General features: G+C 73.5%; 24 protein-coding genes. 9 read left to right on the forward strand and 15 right to left on the reverse strand.

What is annotated here, in order from left to right:
* Positions 1–6 precede the first annotated feature (6 nt).
* Entirely contained in the window at positions 7–198 is a 192-nt protein-coding gene (gene tgmA, locus ABZ861_RS28485) for a putative ATP-grasp-modified RiPP (protein ID WP_361635882.1), read from the reverse strand.
* A 121-nt stretch (positions 199–319) separates the two neighbouring features.
* Positions 320–661: a YkvA family protein gene (locus ABZ861_RS28490; RefSeq protein WP_361635983.1), complete on the reverse strand. Its 342-nt coding sequence runs from the start codon at positions 659–661 to the stop codon at positions 320–322.
* Positions 662–820: 159 nt separating this feature from the next.
* On the opposite strand from ABZ861_RS28490, the gene ABZ861_RS28495 reads away from it, so the two are divergent.
* Positions 821–2,488, forward strand: coding sequence for a hypothetical protein (locus ABZ861_RS28495; RefSeq protein WP_361635885.1), 1,668 nt, complete (start codon positions 821–823; stop codon positions 2,486–2,488).
* Positions 2,489–2,840: 352 nt separating this feature from the next.
* Here the strand turns inward: ABZ861_RS28495 and ABZ861_RS28500 are convergent, their stop codons facing one another.
* Positions 2,841–4,214: a hypothetical protein gene (locus tag ABZ861_RS28500; RefSeq protein ID WP_361635888.1), complete on the reverse strand. Its 1,374-nt coding sequence runs from the start codon at positions 4,212–4,214 to the stop codon at positions 2,841–2,843.
* 143 nt (positions 4,215–4,357) lie between these two features.
* Positions 4,358–5,260, reverse strand: a complete 903-nt coding sequence (locus ABZ861_RS28505; RefSeq protein WP_361635891.1) for a hypothetical protein — start codon at positions 5,258–5,260, stop codon at positions 4,358–4,360.
* Positions 5,261–5,448: 188 nt separating this feature from the next.
* Here ABZ861_RS28505 and ABZ861_RS28510 point away from each other — a divergent pair, with 188 nt between their 5' ends.
* Positions 5,449–5,682 (forward strand): chaplin, encoded by a 234-nt coding sequence (locus tag ABZ861_RS28510; protein WP_361635894.1) that lies wholly within the window; start codon positions 5,449–5,451, stop codon positions 5,680–5,682.
* Positions 5,683–5,799: 117 nt separating this feature from the next.
* Here the strand turns inward: ABZ861_RS28510 and ABZ861_RS28515 are convergent, their stop codons facing one another.
* Together ABZ861_RS28515 and ABZ861_RS28520 are read right to left on the reverse strand one after the other, a co-directional pair.
* Positions 5,800–6,972 carry a YihY/virulence factor BrkB family protein gene (locus ABZ861_RS28515; RefSeq protein ID WP_361635896.1) on the reverse strand — a complete coding sequence of 391 codons (1,173 nt, stop codon included), beginning with the start codon at positions 6,970–6,972 and terminating at the stop codon, positions 5,800–5,802.
* 162 nt (positions 6,973–7,134) lie between these two features.
* Positions 7,135–8,499, reverse strand: coding sequence for an FAD-dependent oxidoreductase (locus tag ABZ861_RS28520; RefSeq protein ID WP_361635899.1), 1,365 nt, complete (start codon positions 8,497–8,499; stop codon positions 7,135–7,137).
* 227 nt (positions 8,500–8,726) lie between these two features.
* On the opposite strand from ABZ861_RS28520, the gene ABZ861_RS28525 reads away from it, so the two are divergent.
* The gene (locus ABZ861_RS28525; RefSeq protein ID WP_361635902.1) at positions 8,727–9,653 is read left to right on the forward strand and encodes a DMT family transporter; all 927 of its coding nucleotides are present in this window, start codon (positions 8,727–8,729) and stop codon (positions 9,651–9,653) included.
* 227 nt (positions 9,654–9,880) lie between these two features.
* Here the strand turns inward: ABZ861_RS28525 and ABZ861_RS28530 are convergent, their stop codons facing one another.
* Entirely contained in the window at positions 9,881–10,726 is an 846-nt protein-coding gene (locus tag ABZ861_RS28530) for an RNA polymerase sigma factor SigF (protein WP_361635905.1), read from the reverse strand.
* A 237-nt stretch (positions 10,727–10,963) separates the two neighbouring features.
* Positions 10,964–11,509, reverse strand: coding sequence for an ATP-binding protein (locus ABZ861_RS28535; protein WP_361635908.1), 546 nt, complete (start codon positions 11,507–11,509; stop codon positions 10,964–10,966).
* Between the two features lie 401 nt (positions 11,510–11,910).
* On the opposite strand from ABZ861_RS28535, the gene ABZ861_RS28540 reads away from it, so the two are divergent.
* Positions 11,911–13,425 carry an MFS transporter gene (locus tag ABZ861_RS28540; RefSeq protein ID WP_361635910.1) on the forward strand — a complete coding sequence of 505 codons (1,515 nt, stop codon included), beginning with the start codon at positions 11,911–11,913 and terminating at the stop codon, positions 13,423–13,425.
* A gap of 107 nt (positions 13,426–13,532) precedes the next feature.
* Positions 13,533–13,706 carry a CsbD family protein gene (locus tag ABZ861_RS28545; RefSeq protein WP_361635913.1) on the forward strand — a complete coding sequence of 58 codons (174 nt, stop codon included), beginning with the start codon at positions 13,533–13,535 and terminating at the stop codon, positions 13,704–13,706.
* 145 nt (positions 13,707–13,851) lie between these two features.
* Here ABZ861_RS28545 and ABZ861_RS28550 read toward each other — a convergent pair whose 3' ends face one another.
* Together ABZ861_RS28550 and ABZ861_RS28555 are read right to left on the reverse strand one after the other, a co-directional pair.
* A complete protein-coding gene (locus ABZ861_RS28550) occupies positions 13,852–14,388 on the reverse strand; it encodes a hypothetical protein (RefSeq protein ID WP_361635915.1) in 537 nt (178 codons plus the stop codon).
* 147 nt (positions 14,389–14,535) lie between these two features.
* Positions 14,536–15,072, reverse strand: a complete 537-nt coding sequence (locus ABZ861_RS28555; RefSeq protein ID WP_361635918.1) for a DoxX family protein — start codon at positions 15,070–15,072, stop codon at positions 14,536–14,538.
* Positions 15,073–15,384: 312 nt separating this feature from the next.
* On the opposite strand from ABZ861_RS28555, the gene ABZ861_RS28560 reads away from it, so the two are divergent.
* A complete protein-coding gene (locus ABZ861_RS28560; protein WP_361635921.1) occupies positions 15,385–15,954 on the forward strand; it encodes a hypothetical protein in 570 nt (189 codons plus the stop codon).
* A gap of 243 nt (positions 15,955–16,197) precedes the next feature.
* Positions 16,198–16,761: a hemerythrin domain-containing protein gene (locus ABZ861_RS28565; RefSeq protein WP_361635924.1), complete on the forward strand. Its 564-nt coding sequence runs from the start codon at positions 16,198–16,200 to the stop codon at positions 16,759–16,761.
* 87 nt (positions 16,762–16,848) lie between these two features.
* Here ABZ861_RS28565 and ABZ861_RS28570 read toward each other — a convergent pair whose 3' ends face one another.
* The 4 genes from ABZ861_RS28570 to ABZ861_RS28585 form a co-directional block, all read right to left on the reverse strand.
* Complete coding sequence (locus ABZ861_RS28570; RefSeq protein WP_361635926.1) at positions 16,849–17,241, reverse strand: STAS domain-containing protein; 393 nt, start codon at positions 17,239–17,241, stop codon at positions 16,849–16,851.
* Between the two features lie 251 nt (positions 17,242–17,492).
* The gene (locus ABZ861_RS28575; protein WP_361635929.1) at positions 17,493–17,705 is read right to left on the reverse strand and encodes a hypothetical protein; all 213 of its coding nucleotides are present in this window, start codon (positions 17,703–17,705) and stop codon (positions 17,493–17,495) included.
* Between the two features lie 152 nt (positions 17,706–17,857).
* Complete coding sequence (locus tag ABZ861_RS28580) at positions 17,858–18,112, reverse strand: hypothetical protein (protein WP_361635932.1); 255 nt, start codon at positions 18,110–18,112, stop codon at positions 17,858–17,860.
* A 162-nt stretch (positions 18,113–18,274) separates the two neighbouring features.
* Entirely contained in the window at positions 18,275–19,600 is a 1,326-nt protein-coding gene (locus ABZ861_RS28585; RefSeq protein ID WP_361635935.1) for a SpoIIE family protein phosphatase, read from the reverse strand.
* Between the two features lie 152 nt (positions 19,601–19,752).
* On the opposite strand from ABZ861_RS28585, the gene ABZ861_RS28590 reads away from it, so the two are divergent.
* Positions 19,753–20,565, forward strand: coding sequence for an SAM-dependent methyltransferase (locus ABZ861_RS28590; RefSeq protein ID WP_361635937.1), 813 nt, complete (start codon positions 19,753–19,755; stop codon positions 20,563–20,565).
* Between the two features lie 58 nt (positions 20,566–20,623).
* Here ABZ861_RS28590 and ABZ861_RS28595 read toward each other — a convergent pair whose 3' ends face one another.
* Positions 20,624–21,250 (reverse strand): TetR/AcrR family transcriptional regulator C-terminal domain-containing protein, encoded by a 627-nt coding sequence (locus tag ABZ861_RS28595; RefSeq protein WP_361635986.1) that lies wholly within the window; start codon positions 21,248–21,250, stop codon positions 20,624–20,626.
* 79 nt (positions 21,251–21,329) lie between these two features.
* Between ABZ861_RS28595 and ABZ861_RS28600 the strand changes: the two genes are divergently transcribed.
* Positions 21,330–22,577, forward strand: coding sequence for an FAD-dependent monooxygenase (locus tag ABZ861_RS28600; protein ID WP_361635940.1), 1,248 nt, complete (start codon positions 21,330–21,332; stop codon positions 22,575–22,577).
* Positions 22,578–22,626: the final 49 nt, after the last annotated feature.

Genomic DNA, 22,626 nt, shown 5'->3' on the forward strand with positions numbered 1-22,626 from the left:
CCGCGCTCAGTCGTCGAAGTGCGTCTTGGAGCCCGCCGTGGACGTGGTGGTGCCCAGCTCCCTCAGCAGCGCCATGTCGCACGCGGCGATCCGGCCGTCGAGCAGCACGTTGAGCTGGAGTCCGCTGTCGTAGACGTACGGGGCGCCGGTCTCGCACTGCGCGGCCGGACGTGCGTAGTTGAGCGCGAACGGTTGCATCGTCTCTCCCCTGTCGGTGCAGCCGCGATCAAGCGGTGATCATCTTGGCGGTGTCGCTTGGCCCGCTGACTTTGTTTCGGGTTCCCGAGACTTATACGAATCGAACGGGTGATTGGTTTCCTTACGGTGCGTCATCGTCGGCGCCGGAGAGCCTGCGGAGACCCGAGCGGCCCGGCCGGCGCGCCGGGCGCAACCCCGCGTCCCCTGCGGCGCTCTGCAGCGTGCGCAGGGCGAAGAAGAGGACGCCTATGTCGTCGAGGTACACCGGGTCGGGCAACAGGTCGAACGGCAGCACCAGGTAGGCAACGGCGCCCCAGAAGACCCAGCGCGGTCCCGTGGGCAGTCCGGCACGGCGCAGGTCCTTCCGAGTGCGGACCAGTCGTACCAGCAGCCCGACGGCCGCCGCGAACAGCACTGCGGCGAGGACTCCGGCGACGAGCAGTGTCTTGGCGCTGAAGTCCACGTCCCGCTCCTCCTTCTTCTTCCCGTTCAAAGGTGCGCTCACCCCTGTGGCCCACCCCGGTGGCGAGTCCTCGGGATCCGCTTCTGTAATGGTCAGGGTAAGTCGCGGGTCGCACTCCGGGGGCGCGGCAGCGGTCCGCCCTCCTTCCCTGGAGCCCAGATGATCACCCGCTCTTCAGCACCGCAGTCGCAGCCGACCGCCGCCGCCCTCCCCGACCACGTCTGCCCGGCCTCCCCGCCCGTCAGTCCGGCCGCGGGCATGGACGGCACGGGCGCGGACGGCGAGTCGGCGTCCGACCCGGAGCGGGCCGCGATCGGACGACTGCCCCTTGAGGAGGTCGTTCGGCTCATCGCCCTGCGCCAGGAGTCGCCGGAGCGCGCGCGGGGCGCGGGGCGCGTTCTGCGGGCGGCGGCGCTGGACCGCCCGGTGGACGACGTCGCCCGCCTGGTCGCCGAGTTGACCCGGCCGCCGCGTTCCGCCGACAGCGCGGACGAGGCGATCAAGGCCGCCGTCGTGCACCGTAGTGTCGCGGACGTCACACGCCTGCTGGTCCTGCTGCACCAGGCGCCGCTGCCGCCGCACTGCGGCCGCGCGGCGGTCCGGGCGGCGACCGCCGCACGGACTCCCGAGGAACTGGAGCAGCTCATCGGTCGCCTCGCCGTCGACCCCGGACGGCCCGGCGGTGCCGCTCCCGGACCGCAGATCCCCGGGGAGGCGCCGACGATCCCGGCGACCGTCCCCGCCGCCCCCTCCGGCGGGCCGCCGCACGCGGCCGCCTCCCCTCAGATGGCCGTCCTGGACCGGACACTCGCCCGGGACCAAGCGCCCGCACCAGACCAGGCACCCGCCTTGGACCAGCCCGTCGCGCCTGACCAGGCACCCGCCTCGGACCAGCCCGTCGCGCTGGGCCAGACGCCCGCGCCTGACCAGCCCGCCGCGCCGGACCAGACGCCCGCGCCGGACCACACGCTCGTCTTGGACAGGAAGGCCGCCCTGGACCAGACGCCCGCCCTGGGCCAAGCGGCTGTCCTGGAGCAGACGGTCGCCCCGGACCGGACGCCTGCCCCGAACCGGGCGGTTGCCCCAGGCCAGACGCTTGCCATGGACCCGACGGTCGCCCCGGACCGGACGCCTGACTCGAACCGGGCGGCTGCCCCAGGCCAGATGCTCGCCATGGATCCGACGGTCGCCCCGGACCGGACGCCTGCCCCGAACCAGGCGGCTGCCCCAGGCCAGACGCTCGCCATGGACCCGACGGTCGCCCCGGGCCAGACGGCGGTCTCGGGCCGGAGGCTCGCGCCGGACGACGCGCCCGGGGCCGCGGAGGCCCGGATCGACGGGACCGACGGGACCGACGTGACGGAGGCCGACGCTGCCGCCGCCTGCGTGGCCGGGGCGGAGGCCGGGCCGCTCAGACCGCTCGGGCGGCCGGTCTTCTGGCCGGGCTGGCTCGCCGCGGCGGCGCTCGTGGTGTGCGCGGCCGCGCACTTCCCCCTGCGTCGGGAGGGCGCGCCCCTCCTCGCCTACGGACTCGCCCTCGCCGTCTCCTGCCTGTGCGGAGCGCTGGCCCTCGCGCTCGCCCTGCGCGCCGGGGTGGCCGTGCTCGTCGCGGGGGCGGTGGTGCCGGGCGTGCTGGCGGCCCTGGGCTACGTGGAGAGCCGGTTCGCCTCGGCGGGCCTGGCCCGGACGCTGGCGATCACGGTGGCGCCGCCGACGAGCGCCGGTCTCACCGCGGCGTGCGCGTCGCTGGCGTCACTGGCCGCGCTGTCCCTGCTGCTGATGGTGCAGATGGCCGAGCGGCATCCGGCGCCGCGGCCCGTCGACTGACCGACGGCCGTGTCAGGGCGCTCGGCAGACCGCCTGCCGGGCGCCCGTACGGTGTCGCCAGGCGGCCCAGGACGGTGTCTCAGGACAGCGGCCCACGCCGGACGGGCGCGGCATCGCCCCTCTGCCCCGCACCGCCGTGCGCCCGGCCTACGACCGCCCGGCAGCCCCACCACGGCCGCCGCCGTGCGGTGCATCCGCGGGAACGGGGACACCAACTCTCCAGCGCCCGAGGAGAATCGTGCAAGCGGCAGCATGCGCCCTGCGGGACGGCCTGCGAGCGTGCGGCACGGGCACGGGCAACGGGGACGCGCGGCGTGAGCCTGCCGTGCGGCCGCGTGCGACACGGCACCGCTCAGTCCCGCGACTCGCCCGTCCGGCGTACGGGGAGGTCAGACGCCGCCGAGGCGTCCTCGTCCGACGCGCCCTCGTCCGAGGCAGCCTCGCCCACGGTGGCGGCCCTGCCAGAGCCGTCACCCCGCGCCGCCGTAGACCGTTCCGCCGCCGCGGACGGCGCCTGCGGCGCGAACGGCTCCGGCGACACCGACAGTTCCAGCGGCGCCGCCGCCGGACCGGCAGGCGGCGCCACCAGCGCGTCCCGCGGCCCCGGCGCCTGAGCGCCGCCGGGGCGCCGCGACAGCGCCGTGCCCCGGAGCCGGTCGAATCCGCGGGCCAACTGCTGCAAGGGCGACCCGGCTGACGGGCGGCCCGGCTTGCGCGCGGACGGGAGACCGGCCGCCTCCGCTCCGCCCTCGCGGTACACGGCGAGCGCCTCGTGGGCGCGTTCGGCCGCCTCGCGGTACAGGTCGCGGGACCGGGTCATCGCCTCCAGCGCCTCCGAGTACATGGTCACCAGCTCGCGGGCGCGGGCCAGTTCCTCTTCCTGCGTCAGCAGGCGCCACTGCTCGCGCAGAGCGGTCAGGGCGGTGGCGGCGCCGTCCGGCAGCGGCCGGGGCAGCGCGGCGCAGCGGGTGATCACACCGAGCAGCTCCGCCGGGTCGCTGCCGTCCAGGAAGACGCTGCGGACGGCGAAGTCCTGAGTGTCGTGCCCGGCGGCCGCGAGGCCGCCGGGCAGGACGACGGCGCCGCCCCGTGGGACCCGGGCGCCGAAGTCGTCCAGCACCCAGTTGACCGCCCGGAGCCGGTGCGGCGCGGCGCGGTGCTCCACCACCCGGTGGCGCAGGCTCTCGGGAAGCAGCCGGACCACCGCCCGGCGGCCCCGCTCGTCGGGCGTCATGGCCTCGTGCACGACGACGTGCACGCACCAGGTGTCGCGCGCCGCGTGCCGCAGGACGCGCCGCAGCTCCTTGTCGTCCTCCGGGAGCGCGTTGGCGTCGCCGAGGCGCAGTCCGGTGACGGCCTCGCGATCCCACTCGGCGTCGGGCGGCTGCGGCCAGAACATCGCCGCGGGCGACGGCCAGCGCGGGTCCCAGGGCCGCTCGGCCTCCGCGACCAGCACCCACTGCCGCCCGGCGTCCTCGGCGTACGGGGAGAGGGCGAGCCGCGCCCGTACCGTCACCTCGCCGTCGGCCAGCCAGCGGGCCTGGAAGACGTGCTCGGGGGCGGGGTCGGCGCCGCCTTCTTCGAGATGGCTGTGCAGGACGCCGTCGGCCTTGAGCCGGTCCAGGCGGCGACGGACGGCGTCGGCCGCGGCGGGACCGGAGTGGCGGCCACGCGCCGACCACACCGTGGTCGGGGCCGCGGGACGGGGGGAGGACGAGTTCGACATAAGCCAATCTGCGGGCGGGGGCGGCGGGCGGACCCCAGTATCGCCGCAGTGGACCATGATCGGTCGACCGGGGGCCGCGCCGGCGGGGCGCGTGTCGCGAGCGATGCGAGCGCCGGGCCCCGCGCGGCGGGCTTCGTGCCAGGTCAGCGTCCCTGTGTCGGGTCCTGTCCGCTCTTGATCACCTGGAGGGTCTTGTCCGTGATGTCCACGGTGTCCGCGGCGGACGGCGGCGTGACGTTGACGGCGGCGCCGAAGTCGGACAACTTCAGCAGCGTGGTGCTCGTCACCTCGGTGTCCTGCTTCTGGGGCGTGCGCTGCCGCAGCGGGTGGAGCACCAGGCGCACCCGTTCCTGGCGCAGCCGGCCGTCGCCGTCCAGCCACAGGTCCACCGGCAGCGACGACACGCCCAACTGCCGCTTCAGCTCCTCAGCCGATCCGCCGTGGCCCCCGGCCAGAGCGGTCACGGGCACCGAGACCCGGTAGTGCGTGACGGCCGTGCCGTCCACGGTCTCCTGGCCGACGCGGCTGGCGTTGCGGGCCAGTACCTCCTTGACGTACTGGAGCGTCTCGGCCGGGTCGCTGGCGCGTGAACCGCCGCCGGACCGGGCCAGGCGGCCGAGGTCGATCTTCATCCACGACTTGCCGTCGAGCAGGCCGGAGCGCCCGGAACCGGCGGACGGCTTCTCGTACAGGATGCCGTCCACCACTCGCTGCTCTATCGCGTTGCCCTGCGAGGTCAGCGTCATCTGGCTGGCGCCGTCGTGGAGGTCGATCACTCCGCTGCCGCTCGCCTGGATCCGGTTGCCCTCGGTCAGCGCCTCGGTGGTGACGGTCATCCGCGCGCTGTTCGCGTCCACCGTCTTGCGGTAGGCGTCCTGGACGGCTTGGGTCGTGGAGGCGCCGCCGGCGCCCGAAGGGGCGGCACTCGTCGCCGACGGCGCGTCAGACCCGCTCGCCGCGGGCTTCGAGTCGCCGGCGCGGGCGCCCCCGCAGCCGGCCGTTCCCAGTGCTACCGCCAGCGTGGCGACGGCAGTTGCGATCCGCACTCGCGACACAGTGCATTCCTCCCACATACGGTTGGCCGGGGCATGTCGGTCCCGCCTTCCCCGTTCGGCCCGCCTCACGCCCGACGAGGCCGACACGGCGCCTCCGTTCGGCCGCGCCGTGGTGGCCCGCGCCGGTGAGTCCGCTCACTGTGGAGGGCACGTGCTGCTTCGAGTGACAGGAGTGCTCCATGAGGATCCGCATGACGGCCGCCGCGGTGCTGGCGGGTACGGCTCTGTTGACGTGCGCGGGCACGGCCGCCGCCGACGCTGGCGCCAGCGGTGTGGCCACCGGCAGCCCCGGGGTCCTCTCCGGCAACGTCGTCCAGATCCCGATCGACCTCGGCCTGAACCTGTGCGGCGACTCGGTCGGCGTGCTGGGCGCGCTCAACCCCGCCGCGGAGAACGCCTGCGCGAACCAGTGACGACACGCCCGGCGAGACGGCGCTCGCCGGGTCCTCCAGCCGAACGGGCCGTGCCTCCCCTGGGAGGCACGGCCCGTTCGCGCGGTTCGTGCGAGGCGGCTGGAGCGTACGGGGCTCTCAGTCGTCCGTGCTCATGCGCCGCTGGTCCGCCTCGTTCCAGGTACGGGTGTCCCGGGGCTCCACATAGGGCTCCTCGTCCGCCGGGTGACCGCCGTCGATCACCCGCTGGCGCGCCATCTCGGCGTCGAACTCCAACCCGAGCAGAATGGCCAGATTGGTCACCCACAGCCAGACGAGGAAGACGATGACACCGGCCAGCGTGCCGTACGTCTTGTTGTAGGAACCGAAGTTGGCCACGTAGAAGGCGAAGCCCGCCGAGGCCGCCATCCAGACCAGCAGGGCGAGCACGCTGCCGGGGGTGATCCAGACGAAGCCGCGGACCCGCGCGTTGGGCGTGGCCCAGTACAGCAGCGCGATCATCATCGTGACCAGGACGACGAGGACGGGCCACTTCGCGATCGACCACGCCGTCAGGCCCGCGTCGCCCAGGCCGAGCAGGCTGCCCGCCTCGCGGGCCAGGCCGCCGGTGAAGACGACGATCAGGCCGCTGGCGGCGGCGAGCACCATCAGGGCCACGGTCAGCGCGACGCGCAGCGGCAGCACCTTCCACACCGGCCGCCCCTCGGGGACGTCGTAGACGGCGTTCGCGGCCCGGATGAACGCGGCCACGTACCCGGAGGCCGACCACACCGCGCCCAGCAGGCCCACCACCGCCAGGACGGACCCGACGCCGGAGTTGTCCTGCAACTGCCGGACCGCGTTGGAGATGATGGTCCGCGCCGACCCCGGGGCGAGCCGCTGCATGGTGTCCAGCACCTGCTGGGTCGCCGACCCGCCCGCGATGCCCAGCAGGGACACCAGCACGAGCAGCGCCGGGAACATCGCCAGCACCCCGTAGTAGGTCAGCGCCGCGGCACGGTCGCTCAGCTCGTCGTCCTGGAACTCCGCGCCCACCCGGCGCAGCAGCGCCAGCCAGGAGCGTCCCGGAAGGTCGACGGGGGAGTCCGGCGCGTTGCTCTCGGCCGACGCGTCCGGCCCGAACCGCACCTCGCCGGGCTCGTCCGGGCGCGCCTCCGGCTCAGTGCCCTGCGCGGCGTCCGGCGCCTGGCCGCCGTCCTCGTCGGGGCTCACGGCGTTCTTGTCGGCCTGATCGGCCTGATCGGCCTGATCGGCCTGATCGGCCTTCTCGGCGGTGCGTTCCCGGTGACCGGGACGGTGCAGACGGTTCATATCGTTCGGGTGTCCCGACAGCCGGTGAACACGCCTGACGTTCGGCGCCGTTGCGGATTCGTCCGCTGAACGCCGGGCCGCGGGCTCGTGGAGCCGGGGCGCCCGCGTGACGCGTCGCGCGTCCACGCCCCGTGCGGGCGCGGACGCGCGACGGCCACCGCCCTAGGCGCCGCTGGCCCCGAGCATGTCCTCGCGCTCGACGATCTTCACGCGCTCGCGGCCCTGCGGCTCGCCCAGCGCCTTCTCCGCGGCGTCCAGGCGGTGCCAGCCGTCCCAGGTGGTGAAGCGGACGCCGCGCTCGGCCAGGAAGGCGGGCACGGCCTCCGGGGCGGGCGACGCCGGGGTGTGCAGGCGGTCGTTGCCGAAGTCGTCCAGCAGGTTGGCGACCGTCTCGTTGGCGTCGCCCTTGGTGTGGCCGATGAGACCCACCGGTCCGCGCCGGATCCAGCCGGTGACGTAGGCGGACTGCACCGGTTCGCCGCTCTCCGCGATGACCCGGCCGCCCTCGTCGGGGACCGTGCCCGACTCCACGTCCCAGGGCAGCTTCGGCAGCCGGTCGGAGAGGTAGCCCACGGCGCGGTAGACGGACGTGACGTCCCAGTCGGTGAAGGCGCCGGCGCCCTTGACGTTCCCCGATCCGTCGAGTTCCGTGCGCTCGGTGCGCAGGCCGACCACCTTGCCGTCCTCGCCCAGGATCTCCACGGGGGACTCGAAGAAGTGCAGGAACAGCTTGTGCGGCCGGCTCCCCACGTCGCGGATCGCCCAGTTCTCCAGCGTCTTGGCGACCATGTCGGCCTGCTTGTTCGCGCGCCGCGCGGCGATGGAGCCCTCGTCGTAGTCGATGTCCTCGGGGTCGACGATGACCTCGATGGTGGGGGAGTGGTCAAGCTCCCGCAGCTCCATCGGGCTGAACTTCGCCTGCGCCGGACCGCGCCGGCCGAACACGTGGATCTCCTGCGCCTGGTTGGTCTGGAGGCCCTCGTACACGTTCGGCGGGATCTCGGTCGGCAGCAGTTCGTCGGCGGTCTTCGCCAGGATCCGCGCCACGTCGAGGGCCACGTTGCCGACGCCGAGCACGGCGACCTTGCGGGCCTCCAGCGGCCAGGTGCGCGGGACGTCGGGGTGTCCGTCGTACCAGGAGACGAAGTCGGCGGCGCCGTACGAGCCGTCCAGGCCGATGCCGGGCAAGGCCATCGCGCGGTCGGCGGTGGCGCCGGTGGAGAAGATCACGGCGTCGTAGAAGGCGCGCAGATCGTCCAGGGTGATGTCACTCGGATAGTCGACGTTGCCGAACAGGCGGATCTGGGGCTTGTCGAGCACCTGGTGCAGGGCGGTGACGATGCCCTTGATCCGCGGATGGTCGGGGGCGACGCCGTAGCGGATGAGGCCGAACGGGGCGGGCATCCGCTCGAAGAGGTCGATGGACACGCCCGGCTCGGCGGCCACCCCGGACTTGAGCAGGGCGTCGGCTGCGTAGATGCCGGCGGGGCCGGCACCGATGATGGCTACCCGCAGGGGGCGGGGCATGATCAGGTTCCCTTCGAGCGGTGACAGAGACGACTCGGAGGTAACCCTAAACAAAGGCAAGCCTAAGTTGCCACGCGGGTCCTTCCTATGACCCCATAAGGCACATTGATGGGACACCCCGGTTTGACGCGACACCCGGGGGGAGAGCGGCCCGACTCCACGGCGGGGGACGGCGTACGGCGGCCGCGTGGCAGGACGGAACGCCCGGAATCGGGCATGGTGGACCTGTGATCGGGTTGGCCGCGAGCTTCGCCGTCCTGGGGGCGGCCAGCAACGCCCTGGGCACCGCCTTCCAGCGGAAGGCCGCATCCACCGTCGCCGAGGGCGGCGGCCTGCGGCTGCTGCTCTCCCTGGCCCGCCGTCCGATCTGGCTGGCGGGCATCTGCGGCGTGCTCGCCAGCGCCACGTTCCAGGCGCTGGCGCTGGTCAACGGCCCGATGGCACTGGTGCAGCCCCTGTTCATCATGGAACTGCCGTTCGCCCTGTTCATCGGCACGCGCCTGATGCGCCGCCGGCTCCCGGGCGCGGGCTGGCAGGCCGTCGCGGGAGTCGTGTGCGGCCTGGCCCTGGTCCTGGTCGCGGCCTCGCCGTCCGGATCCGCGGACCAGGCGTCCATGACGCGGTGGCTGCCCGCGCTGGTGCTGTGCCTGGGGGTGATGGGCGTTGCCGTGGTCGCCGGGCGTCCCGGGCGGCCTCCCCTGTTCCGTGCCGCCGTGCTGGCGGCGGCCGCCGCCACCGGCAACGCTCTGACCGCCGCCATGCTGAAGTCCGCGAGCGGCGTCCTCGACGACGAAGGCCTCGGCGCCTTCCTCACCACATGGCAGACCTACGGGTTCGCCATCCTCGGCTTCTGCTCGCTCCTGCTGCTGGAGAACGCCTTGCAGGCCGGATCGCTGGCCGCCTCCCAGCCCGCGCTGACCGTGGGCGACGCGACGGTGAGCCTGCTGCTGGGCGTGATGCTGTTCCGGGAGCACATCCGCACGGGGGTGTGGCTGCTCCCGGAACTGGTGGGGGCGGGACTGATCGTGTGGGGCGTGCTGCGCCTGACCCGCGTGGTGCCGCACGCCCTCGAGGCCCTGGTGGGCGACGTTCCGGCCGCCGAGCGTCCCGCCGAGCGCGCGGACCGTCCCGCCGACGACCGGACGGGCGGTTGAGCGGGGCCGCCGGGACGGCGGGGACACGGGCTCACGCCGAGGAGTGACGGGTCCGCGGAGACGGCGACGGGCCCACCCACGTCGAGAGCATGACGCGCCCACGGAGACGGCGACGAGCCCACGCCGAGAAGACGACGCACCCCGGAGACAGCAACGGGCCGGACGCCGTCCACCTCCCCAGGACGACGGCGCCCGGCCCGTGCGTTCGGGGTCCCGCCCCGCGGGGCTCAGCTCGTGGTCAGCAGCCCCTGCCGCAGCCGGGCGAGCAGCCGGTTGAGCAGGCGGGAGACGTGCATCTGGGAGATGCCGAGACGCTCACCGATCTGCGCCTGGGTGAGTTCCTCGACGAACCGCATGTGGATGATCTGCCGGTCCCGCTCCTCCAGTTCGGCGAGCAGCGGGGCGAGGCTGTGGACGTCCTCCACCAGCTCCATGGCCATGTCCTCGGCGCCGATGAAGTCGGCCAGGATGCTCTCGCCGTCCTCGCTGCTGCTGACGGCGGCGTCCAGCGAGGCCGAGGTGTAGCCGTTGGAGGCCACCATCGCGTCGACGACCTCCTGCTCCGGGAGGTTCATCAGCGCTGCCAGCTCCCGCGTGGTGGGCTTGCGCCCGAGCCGGCTGCTCAGCTCCTCGGTGGCCTTGGCCAGCTCCACCCGGGCTTCCTGGAGTCTTCGGGGCACATGGACCGCCCACGAGGTGTCGCGGAAGAACCGCTTGATCTCGCCGACGATGTACGGCACCGCGAAGGAGGTGAACTCCACCTCGCGCGACAGCTCGAAGCGGTCGATCGCCTTGATCAGACCGATCATGCCGACCTGGACGATGTCCTCCATCTCCTGCGGGCCGCGGCTGCGGAAACGCCCGGCCGCGTAGCGAACCAGAGACATGTTCATCTCGATCAGCGTGTTGCGAGCGTACTGGTGCTCGTGCGTGCCCTCTTCGAGGGTCGTCAGCCGTTCGAAGAAGAGGCGGGACAGCGCCCGCGCGTCGCTCGGCGCGACCTGGGAGGGGTCGGCCACCTCCGGCAGCTCCGTCCGAGCCCCAGTCGCCTTGCCCTCTGTGGTCACCGCCATCGTGCGGCCCTCCCTGTCAGCCGATGTTTCTCTCCGTGCCGCGCCCGTCCATGTGATCACGGACGGACGCCGCAGCGTGTACCCCTGTCCGCTGTACTCACACACATTATTTCGCAGGGAATTCCGCGGCGCGCCGTGAAGCGGGAAAACCGTCCACGGCGTGCCGTGCGTCCCCAGGGTGCGGGGCGGTCCGAAGGCGGACGGCGCGGGCGCGGAGGCGTCCGGTCGGAGAGGAGCCTACAGGGCCACTTCGGCGATGATCTCCTTGCCCACGGGCCGGAGGGCGGCGCCCAGTGCCCGGCTGCACGCCCGCACCAGGTAGAGGCCGTGGCCGCCCACGCGCGCCCCGTCCCGCTCGTGCACGAGCGGGAGAGCGGGCGAGGTGTCCCAGACGCCGATGCCCAGCACGGAGCGCTGGGAGTCGTCGGGAGCCTCGCGGTCGTCGCCGCCCGTGACGCCGACGCGGCCGGCGTCCTGGGCGTGGCCGGCGGCTTCGGCCTGATCGGCGGCGTACAGCTCCAGGACCAGGCCGCACGGGCCCGGCGCGTGCCGCAGCGCGTTGCCCACCAGCTCGCTCGCGATGAGCAGCGCGTCCTGCTCGGCGCGCGCGGAGAAGCGAGTCCCGGCGGAAGCGGCCGCACGGGCCAGGAAGGCCTGCACGGAGCGCCGCGCGTCGGCGGTGCGGGCTGCGCCGCTCACCCAGGCCGTGCCGTAGCGCAACTGGGCGGCGGCCCGGCGAGGTACCCACCGGTCCGGCGCCCACATCCCCAGCGCGATGATCATAGAAACCCCGTTTATGTAGTCGTAAGCGTCGTTCTCTGCGGTCTCTGCGCTCTCAGCGGTCTTGCTCGGCTGTCCTGGCGGACCCGGCGCCACGGGTGTCTTTGGCGTCGGATCACACGGTTCATTCCTTCTGTGGAGCTACGCATACCCGGAGTTCGCGGTCCGACGCCGTATCCGGGGTCCACGCCCCCGATCACAGGCCCGACCAGCCCCGGTCGCCCCCCGACCGGCCCCGGCCGCCCCCCGTCCGGCCGAGCAGACCCGCGCAGCGGTGGCCCCGCCCGGCGGATGCGGTGATGGTGAGCACGAGGTGTTCCGCTTCGGGCCACCCGGGAACGCGTCACGGGGCGTGCCGGGCCGCGACGGCCGGCGCGTGGGTGCCGCAACCGGGAGGAGCGTTCGTGAACAGGGATGCACGGTCGGGCCGACACGGCGCCGAGCCGTCGTGCGGGGACGATCCCAGACGCTGGAAGGCTCTGTGGGTCACCCTGGCCACCGGCTTCATGAGCCTGCTCGACGTGACGATCGTGGCCGTGGCGCTGCCCTCGATCCAACGCGACCTGAGCGCCTCGGCGGCCTCCGTGCAGTGGGTGGTCTCCGGCTACGCGCTGACGTTCGCCCTCGTCTTGGTCCCCGCCGGACGGCTGGGCGACGCGATGGGCCGGCGCCGTATCTTCCTGACCGCCCTGGCCGGTTTCGTGGTGTGCAGCGCCGGTGCGGGGGCCGCCCCCACGATCACCTGGCTGGTCGTGGCCCGGCTCGCTCAGGGCGCCTGCGCGGGCTGCATCGCCCCGCAGAACTCCGCGCTGATCCAGCAGATGTTCCGCGGCGCCGAACGCGGCCGGGCCTTCGGCCTCTTCGGCGCCGTCGTGGGCGTCTCCAGCGCGGTCGGGCCGATCACCGGCGGGCTGATCCTGGCCTTGGCGCAGGGCATGCAGGGCTGGCGCTGGATCTTCTACGTCAACGTGCCGTTCGGCGTCGTGGCGTTCCTGCTGGGACTGCGGCTGCTGCCCCGCGGGAGGCCCGGCCGGCGCGAACACCTCGACCTGGCCGGAGTCGGCCTGCTCGGCGCCGGGGTGCTGGCCCTGATGCTGCCCCTGGTGTTCGCCGAGAGCGGGGGAGTGCACCGGATGTGGTGGCTGTTCCCGCTGGGGCTGGCCCTGCTGGTCTGGTTCATCCGCTGGGAGGTGCGGGTGGCCGTCCGCGACGGCGGCCCGCTGCTCGATCCGCGCCTGCTCGTCAGCACGCGCGGCTACGGTCTGGGCACCGCGCTCGGCGCCCTCTACTTTGTGGGGTTCAGCGGGGTGTGGCTGGTGTTCGCCCTGTTCTTCCAGGACGGCCTGGGCTACGAGCCGCTCAGCTCCGGTCTGGCGGTGACGCCGTTCGCGATCGGCTCGGCGCTCGCGGCCGTGGTGTCCGGCCGGCTGGTGGAGCGGCTGGGGCGGCTGATGACCGTCTGCGGGCTGGTGGCGGTGATCGTCGGCATGGGCGCGGCGGCGCTGATCCTGCGCTCCGCCCCGCTGGACGCCATGACCTGGCTGGCCGCACCGGCGCTGTTCCTCGCCGGAATGGGCAGCGGCTGCGTCATCACACCGAACATCACCATGACGCTGCGCGATGTGCCGGTGCGCATGGCCGGCGCGGCTGGCGGCGCCCTCCAGACGGGGCAGCGGCTCGGCGGCGCCGTGGGGACCGCGGCCCTGCCGGGGCTGTTCTACATGGTGCTCGGTGCGAGCGGACGGGACTACCGGGAGGCGGTGGCGCTCACGGTCGGCTCCGCGCTCGTGGCGATGCTGGCGTCTTTGGCGGTCGCCGTCGTCGACTGGCGCCGCGACCGCGACACGCTGGCCCCGCGGCAGCCGCATCAGGCCGCCGACCGGCCCGCCCAGGCCTGCGGGGACGGCGGCCGCGCATGACCGGGCGCACCGGCGGCCGCCCGGACGAAACGGGAGGTTTGCCCGGCGGCTCGCCGGACACCCGACGTGCCGACACCCACGACTAACGTGACTGGGAGTGAGTGACTGTGGCTGGTGACCAGAAGGCCAAGGGCAAGAAGGAAGAGCTGAAGGGCAAGGCCAAGGAGGCGATCGGCCGCGCGGTGGGCAACGAGCGGATGACCGCCGAGGGCCGGGCCGAGAAGTCGAAGGGCAGCGCCCGGCAGGCCAAGGAGAAGACGAAGGACACCTTCAAGCCCTGACCCGTCCGACACTCAGGCCCTGACCCGTCCGAAGCCCCACCTCGGACGACAGGCGGCAGCACACTAGAGGGATCCCCGGTCCTCGACCGGGGATCCCTTCCGTGCACGTCCGGTCCGTGTGCGTCCGGGGCGGAGTCCGGCCGGATCAGAGGCCGCCGAAGGTCCGTGCCGCCTGGCGCTCCCGCAACTCCTCGACCGTGCGGAGCTGAGCCTGGGCGCGCTCCAGCAGCTCGTCCAGCTCCGCCGCGTCGAGGCGCCGCTCGCGGTCGGCCAGGCTGCGCAGCACCTCCCAGAGGCACTGCTTGCCCCGGACGCCGATCTGCAACAGCTCCAGCTCGAGAAGCGTGCTCAGGGGCGAGCGCCGCACGAGCGAGCCGTTGGCCTTCAGCCGCCCCACCCGCTCGCCGAGGAGACCCGCGATCACCTTGTAGCGGCGTATCGGCTGGTCGAGCCGCCGCATGATCGCCACCAGGGTCCGGCGGTCCTCCGCGATGGCGCCGGCCAGCCCGGCCGACGCGGCGCCGAGGTCGGACCCCCGGCACGCGGCGGCCAGTTGGCGCGACCGCTCGGAGCCCACCGTCGCGCCCGCCAGATGGTCGTTGAGGTAGATGCCGAGCAGCGAGCGGGCGTCCCGCCCGGTGAGTCCCGGCAGGACTTGCCGCTGGCGTCCCTTACGGTCCATGACGCGTCCTCCCGTCGCCGCCCGCCCGCATCCCTCTGCATCCCTCTGCGCTCGCCGCCGTTCGACGGCGCCCGTCTGCGCCTCACGCGCCCGGGTGCACCCACCGCACCCGTCGGCGCCCTTCTGCGCCGACGGGCCGGGCCCGGGTCAGTTGCCGGGCAGCTTGGTCCGCAGGCCGCCGACCGTGGCGGCCGGACCTGCCGTGGCGCGGACCGACCGGCGCACCAGGCGGGCCTCGCGCCGCAGCTCCCGTGCCGTGTGCCGGCCGCGCCAGAGCACGGACGGCGCGGCACCGGTGTCGTCGGCGGTGATCAGCAGGCCGCCCAGCATGGAGAGGTTCTTCAGGAAACTGATCCGCTGCCCGGCGCGCTCGGCGGGGTCCTTCTCCTGCCAGAACGGGTGGCCGGCGACCGTGGTCGGCACCAGCGAGACCGCGAGCACCGCGGCGGAGAGCCGGGGCATCCGCCCCAGCGCCAGCAGCACCCCGGCGGCGACCTGCACGCCGCCGTTGAGCCGTACCACCTGCTCGGTGCTGTCCGGCAGTACCGGCACGCGCTTGCGGATCGCCTGGACGACGGGCTCGGCGACGGGGCTGAGGGGCTCGGGCTTGCGGACGGTGCTCAGCCCTCCGGCGACGAACATCGACGCGAGCAGGGGCCGGCCGGCCAGGCGCAGCAGACTCATGGACCTCTCCAAGGAGTGAGGGGGTGCGGCGTCTGTCCGGGTTCCCCGAGGCGGCCCCCGGCAATCGAGGGCGGTACGGGGACGGTCGGAACACGGCCGTCTGCCCGCCGCGCACTCGTGCATACGAAGGAACAAGCGCACTCTTCCGGCCGACGCTCCGGAAAAGTGACCGAAATGCAGCACAACCTTTCACGTCTTTCCGGACAGGCGCATTCTTCCGGGACATTACGGAACCAGTCGGCGTCCGCCGCTTGTCTCAGCCGCCGAAGCCGGCACGGGATCCGCCCGTCCGGCCAGCAACGGGGGATCACCATGTCCACGCCTACGCGCGCTCGCAACCGCCGCCTGACCGCCGCCGCCCTCACCGCCGCGGCCCTCGCCCTGGTCGCCGTCACGCCCGCCCTCGCCGGAACCGCCGCCGCGCACACGACGGCCGGAACCGCCGCCGCGCACACGGCCGCCGACGGCGCCCGCACCGCCCGGACCGCCGCCCGCGCGGCCGCCGCGCCCGTCGCCCAAGGCGACGCGCGCGACGTCACCCAGCGGGTCGCGGACTTCTACGGCGCCTACATCGACACCGTCTGGGACGGCGAGGACCCGGCCGCCGCCGGCAACCTCGAGGGGCTGAAGTCCTTCTACCTGTCCGCCGCGGCGCGCGGGAAGGTCGCCGCCTACGAGGCCAGGGAGCACGCGGACGGCGTCCTGTTCGCCCAGAACGTGCCGGTGAAGTGGCAAGTCGCCTTCACCGGCACGGGCGCGGGGCACGCCACCAGCAGGGTCACGCTCATCTGGGGGGACCGCCGGGACGCCACGGTGACGCGGATCGACGTCGAGTCCGACCTGCGCACGCGTAAGATCACCGACCTCCGGCCGGTGGACTGACCGCACGACCGGCCGGTGAACTGACCGCGCGGGGGGACCGACCCGGTTCCCCCGTCCCGGCGCGGCGCGTCCGGCGCCCTGACCCGTCGGCCGCCGTGCCGTCCGGCGCCGCGCCAGCCGATGTCCCGCCGGCCGATGCCGCGTCACACCGCTCGCGTGCCGGGCGGTGTGACGGCGGACGTCTCGGGAACCCGCCCGCCCGTCCGCGCACCACATCGTCCGGAGCAGCGAGGAGCCCCCGTCATGGGACACGGCGGAGACGTCATCCAGGAACTGACCGTCGACCACCGCGAGGTCGAGGAGATGTTCGCGCAGATCGAGGCCCTGCCGAACGGGGACAAGCGGCGCAAGGACCTCGCGGACCAGGCGACGATCGAACTGGTGCGGCACTCCGTCGCGGAGGAGATGTACCTGTACCCGGCGGTCCGCCGGTACCTGCCCGAAGGCGACGCGATCGCCGACCGGGAGATCGAGGACCACGCGCAGGCCGAGCGGACGATGAAGGAACTGGAGGGCCTCGGCGCCGACGACCCGCTGTTCGACCAGGTCGTCGGGCGGCTGATGCGGGAGATCCGCTCGCACCTGGCGGACGAGGAGCAGAACCTCTTCCCCCGGCTGCGCCAGACCGCGACCCCCGATGACCTGGAGCGACTGGGCGAGAGGGTGCGCACGGCCAAGAAGACCGCCCCGACGAGGCCGCACCCGTCCATGCCGGACACCCCGCCCGCCAACAAGCTCCTGGGACCCGGCGCCGGAATGGTGGACCGGCTCAGGGACGCCCTGTCGGGCCGGGGAAAGACGGGATGACCGTACGGACCGGCGGACGCGGCGAGCGGGGCCGACGCGGGCGGAAACGTCCCGCCGCTCCCCTCCGCGTCAGCCTCCGGAGGCGCGTCAGCCTCCGGAGGCGCCGAACGTCCGTGACTGCGCGAGGGCCTCGTCGAGACCGGCGTGCCAGGGGATGAGCGCGTCGACGCCGACGAGCTGGAGCACCCGCAGCACCGCCCCCCGCGGCGCCGCCAGGCACAGCGGCTTGCCCGCTGACTCAGCGGCCTGGTGGGCGGTGATCAGCGCGTTGATGCCGCTGGAGTCCATGAAGGTCACCTCGCCGAGGTCGACCACCGTGGCCGGCGCGGTCTCCAGGCAGGCGAGCAGCGACTCGCGCAGCCGCGCGCTGCCGTCGATGTCGACCTCCCCGGCGAGGGCCACCACGCAGACGCGGTCCCCCGTCGTCGTCCGCGTGATCAGCAGCCGCTCGGGCATCTCCGCCCCCTCGGTCTCTGCCACACTTTTCCTCACTTAACGTCACATCGCATCAGTTTCTGGCCAGCGCCAGAGAACCGACGGCCATGATGTCAGGAGTTGGTGAAGCATTCGAGAGGGCGGCCGGGCGCGATGCCGGTCACCGGCCGTCCGCGGCGGCGCCGGCTCACGTACCGCTGTCGCCGACCGGAAAGGTCCGCCGGATCGCGTGCCCTTCCGGGAAACCTTTCCGGCCCCAGCGGTACACCGCCGCGCCGCGCCGTCCCGGCCGGGCGTCAGGCCAGCGCCACCAGGAGCGCGGCCAGCACGGTGAACACGGCCATGGGCGTCATGACCAGGCGCGCCCGGGAGATGCAGGCCGCCAGGCCCCCGCCGTGCCGGAACCGTGCGCGGAGGTCCGCACGCGTGGACGCCGGGGCGGCCGGGTCGCGGCCCGAGCCGAGCAGCGCGCGGCACCACGGGCAGTCGGGGTCATCCCACGCTTCCATGCCGCGCTCAACGAACGCCGGGGTGCACGGCAACGAGGACGGCCGCCATCGTGATCCGACCGTCACCGGGTCGTGAGCGAACGGCGCCCAGGACCAGGAGCGCGCACCGGCCGTCCGCGTGGATCTCGCCGCCCCGGCCGGGCCGTCGGGGCTCACAGGATCGTGATGCCGCGCGGCACGGGCACGGCGGGCACCGGCTCGCCCCCCATCGCTCCCACCGCCCCCTGGGCGCCCGGCGGTCGACCGCCCGCGCCGGATCCCCAGGGCCGCATCAGAGGGGCTCCGGTGTCCGCGCCCGGCGCCCGCCGCCCCTGCGGCGCCGCAAGGGCGGCGGCCCGTGCGGCGCGGGGCGGGTTCAGGGGGAGACGGCCGGTGAAGGTCTGCACGGCCCGAGGAATGCTGTCCATGCCGGGCCAACGCGGGCCGCCGCCGGTTCGTACGCCCCTCGTCCCGCCGTCTCACCGCATCAGGTGAGGAGACCGCTCGAACGGCGGCCTGCGTTCATACGACGAACAGCCCGCAAGTGCGCGTCGAGCCCCCGCCCGCACGGCGGCCGACCGCACGCCGGGTCAGCCGGGTGCGGGGGTCAGCTCGGCCAGCAGCAGGGTGCGGTCGTCGCTGACGTTCCCGGACACGGCGTCCGCCAGCAGCCGACGGCACAGCGACGGCAGCGCGTCGGGACGCCCGAGGTCCGGCAGGCTCTCGGCGCCCCGGTCGAGGGTGCGGGCGAGCTGGGCGATGCCCTCGTCTATGTCGCGGACGCGGGACTCCACCAGCCCGTCGCTGTACAGCAGGAGCAGGGCCGGCTCCGGCAGGTGCAGCACGGTCGGCTCGTACCGGTCGGCGCCCAGACCCAGGGGAAGTCCCGCGGTGGCCAGGGGCACCGGCGCCGTCGGCCCCTTCTGCCATCTGACCAGGGGAGGAGGATGGCCGGCGCCGACGAAGGTGCAGGTGCGCCGCTCCGCGTCCCACTCCGCGTACATGCAGGTGGCGAAGGAGGCGCCCGGGGTGCCGTCGGCCACGGCGTCCAGCCGCCGCATCAGCTCCGCCGGGCCGATGTCCAGGGCCGCCAGGGTGCGCACGGCCGTCCGCAACTGGATCATGGCGACGGCGGACTCCGGGCCGTGCCCCATCGCGTCGCCGACGACCATGGCCACGCGTCTGCCCGAGCGGGGGAGGACGTCGTACCAGTCCCCGCCGATGACGTTGTCCTGCCCGGCGGGCCGGTAGCCGTGGGCGACCCGGCAGCCGTCGAAGGACTGCCCCGTGTCGGGCAGCAGGCTGCGGCGGATGGCGAGCGCCGTACGGCGCTCGCGTTCGTAGCGGCGGGCGTTGTCGAGCGCCACACAGGCCCGCGCGCCCAGGGACTCCACCGCGACGGCGTCGCCGCGGCCGAAGGGCTCCCGGTCCGCCCCGCGCGTGCAGGCGATGAAACCGACCGCCGTGCCGCGCAGGCGCAGCGGCACGATGAGGAAGGAGCCGCTGTGCAGCAGGGCGTCCACCCGCGCGTCGTCCGGGCCGGTCCTGCGCAGCCGCTCGAAGGTGTGCCCGTCCACGCCGTCGAGCAGTTGGGTCTGCCCGGTGGCCACGGCGCGGGCGTACGGCGTCTCCCGGGGGAAGACCAGGACCTCGCCCACCGGCAGCAGGTGGTCCCACGCCTCCCAGGCGTCCGTCCCGATGCGCAGCGCGAGCCGCCGCGCCTCTATCTGCGGCGGATCGGGCGCCATGTGCGCCTGCTCCTCCAGAAGCCAGCGCTCCAGCAGGTACACCGAGGCCGCGTCGCAGAAACCCGGAGCGAGGGCGTGCGTCACATGGCGGCCGGTCAGCTCCAGATCCAGCTCGCTGCCGATGGCGTCGGCGGCGGGGGAGAAGAGGCCGCGGCGGCCCGGCGGCACGGCACGAGAGGCGCCGTCGGGTTCGTGGGGCTCACTGCGTTCTGAGTTCCGCAGGGTCGTTGCCTTCCGGGTGGGGCCGGTAGCTGGCGGAGTATGCCGTCGGCAACTATATGATCTGTAGTCAAGTTCACTACACAGCAGGGGAGTTGGTCATGCCGAACGGAGACGGTCTGCCCCAGGGCGTGGATCCGGGCAAGGCCAGCGTGGCCCGGATGTACGACGCCATGCTCGGCGGCGAGCACAACTTCGCCATCGACCGGGAGGCGGTGGCCGCCTTCACCGCGATCGACCCCCAGGTGCGCACCCTGGCGCGCGCCAACCGGGCCTTCCTGGGCCGCGCGGTGCGCTTCCTGGTCGACGCGGGCGTGCGCCAGTTCATCGACCTCGGCTCCGGCATCCCCACCCAGGGCAACGTCCACGAGGTCGCCCAGGCCGCCTGCCCCGGCGCCAAGGTGGTGTACGTCGACAACGACCCGGTGGCCGTGGCGCACAGCGAGGCGCTGCTCGCCGACAATCCGGACGCGACGATCGTGGCCGCCGACATCAGGGACCCGGCCGGCGTCCTCTCCTCCCCGCAGGTGGGCAAGCTGCTCGACTTCGAGCAGCCGGTGGCCGTCCTGATGATAACGATCCTGCACTTCATCACGCCGGACCAGGACCCGGCCGGCATCGTGGCCGCCTTCCGCGACGCGCTCCCGGCGGACAGTTGGCTGGCCCTGACGCACGCCACGGACGAGGACCGGCCGGACACGGCCGCCGCCGTCGGCCAGTTGTACCGCGACCGCGCCACCTCCCCGGTCACCGCCCGCAGCCACGGCGAGATCGCCGCCCTCTTCGACGGCTTCGACCTGGTGGACCCGGGCCTGGTCTACGTCCCGCTCTGGCGCCCCGACCCGCTCGACGAGGTCCCGGAGAACCCCTCCCGCTACTGGGTGTACGCGGGCGTGGGCCGCAAGCTCGGGTAGCCGTCCGGCCGCCTGAACGCCCGGCGGGGAGGCCGGAGGGCGGAACGCACCGCCATGCTCATTCGCTGTCTGTGCGGTGCGTGACCGCCGCGACCTCCGCATCTGCTTTCCGGGCCGCGTCGTCGGCGCCCGCGACGCGCTGTTCCAGGCCGTTGAGGATGAGGGTCAGCCCGGCTTCGAACGCCGACTCGTGATCGATGACCGGAACGTCGGCCGGCAGGTCTTCCTCGTCCCAGGCAAGGGCGTCCGCCTGCTCCTCCAGCACGCAGCCGACCGTGAACCGGCTGGCGGCCAGCATCGCCATGTGCGCGTCCCTCTCGGGCACCCCGGAGGCGACGAGGAAGGTCACCTTGCGGCGGACCCGGTCGAGGTCGCCGGTCGGGACGCTGCCTGCGTGAAGGCGGGCTCCGTCGCGGCGCAGCAGCAGCGTGCGCCGGAAGCTGCGCGAGTTCTCCAGGAACCATGCGCGCCAGTCGTCCCCGGGCGAGGGGAGCGGCGCGGCGGCGTGGGGGGTCATGGCCGCCTCCGCCATGGCCGCGAGGAGATCCTTCTTGGTGCGGAAGTGGTAGTAGAGCGACGGCTGTTCGACGCCGAGCCGCTTGGCCAGCCGCCTCGTGCTGACGGTCTCCAGGCCCACCTCGTCGAGCAGATCCAACGCCTCGGCGACGACGGTCTGACGGTTCATCTTGGTCACGTTGACAATCTATCGGCGATAGAAGACTCTGGGCAGGAATCAATCACTGATAGATTCTGGAGTGGTCGACATGACGGACAAGACCGCGAGGCGCTCCCTGCGCATCCTCATCGCCGGCGGCGGCGTCGCCGGGCAGGCCCTGGCCTTCTGGCTCACCCGCGGCGGTCACCGGGTGACTGTCGTCGAGCGGTTCCCGGCGCTGCGAGCCTCGGGCGCCCAGGTCGACCTTCGCGGTCAGGGCATCGAGGCGATCGCACGCATGGGGCTGCTGGACACCGTGCGCAGTCATCTGGTGGACGAGGCGGGCGTGGCCTTCGTCGACTCCCAGGGGAAGCCCAGGGCGACGATCATGGCCAACACCTCCGGCAAGGGCCGTCAGACCCTCACCTCGGAATACGAGATCATGCGCGGCGACCTGGTCCGCATCCTGCACGACGCGACCAAGGACGACGCCGCGTACGTCTTCGGCAAGAGCGTCGACGGCTTCGAACAGGACGAAGACCAGGTCACCGCTCGCTTCTCCGACGGATCGTCCGGCGAGTTCGACCTGCTGATCGGCGCGGACGGACAAGGGTCACGCCTGCGGCGGGCGCTCCTTCCGGAGGGCTTCGACCCGTACTGGCGCGTCGGCATCCACATGGCCTACTGGTTCGTCCCGCGCATCGCCTCCGACGGCGACATCCGCGACACCTACATGGCCCCGGGCGGCCGCCAGATCATGCGGCGCAGCCACAACCCGACCGAGACTCAGGCGTACTTCGTGATGCGCGAGGAGTCGGAGGAAGCCTCCGCGATCCACCGCGCACCCGTCGAGCGGCAGCAGCGGTTCTGGGCCGGCCGCTTCCGCGACGCCGGCTGGCAGACCGAGCGCTTCATCGCCGGCATGGAGACGAGCCCGTTCTTCTACTCCTTGGAGATCGCCCAGGTACGCACCGACGCCTGGTCCAAGGGGCGGGTGGTCCTGGCCGGCGACGCCGCGCACTGCGCCTCTCCCTACAGCGGCATGGGCGTCTCCGGCGGCCTGGTCGGAGCTTATGTTCTGGCCGGTGAGATCAACCGGCACGCCGACGACCTGCCGACCGCCCTGGCGAACTACGACAGCGTGCTGCGGCCCTTCGTCGACAAGATCCAGGCCCAGGTGAACCCCCGCCTGCTGCGCGTCGGCATGCCCGAGAGCAAGCACGCGATCACCGCCTTCCAGACCGCCACGGCACTGGCCTGCCTCCTGCGCATCCCCGCCCTCGCCGCACGCTTCGCGAAGGAAGACCGCGGCGGAGACTGGCGACTCCCGGCGTACGGCGCCCCGGTCGCCGCGTAGGTCGCCCGGTCATCTGGAGACACACGGAACTCGACAAGAGAAGTGCCGC

Origin of the sequence: Streptomyces sp. NPDC046985, from assembly GCF_040644415.1 — a bacterium.
GTDB lineage: Bacteria > Actinomycetota > Actinomycetes > Streptomycetales > Streptomycetaceae > Streptomyces.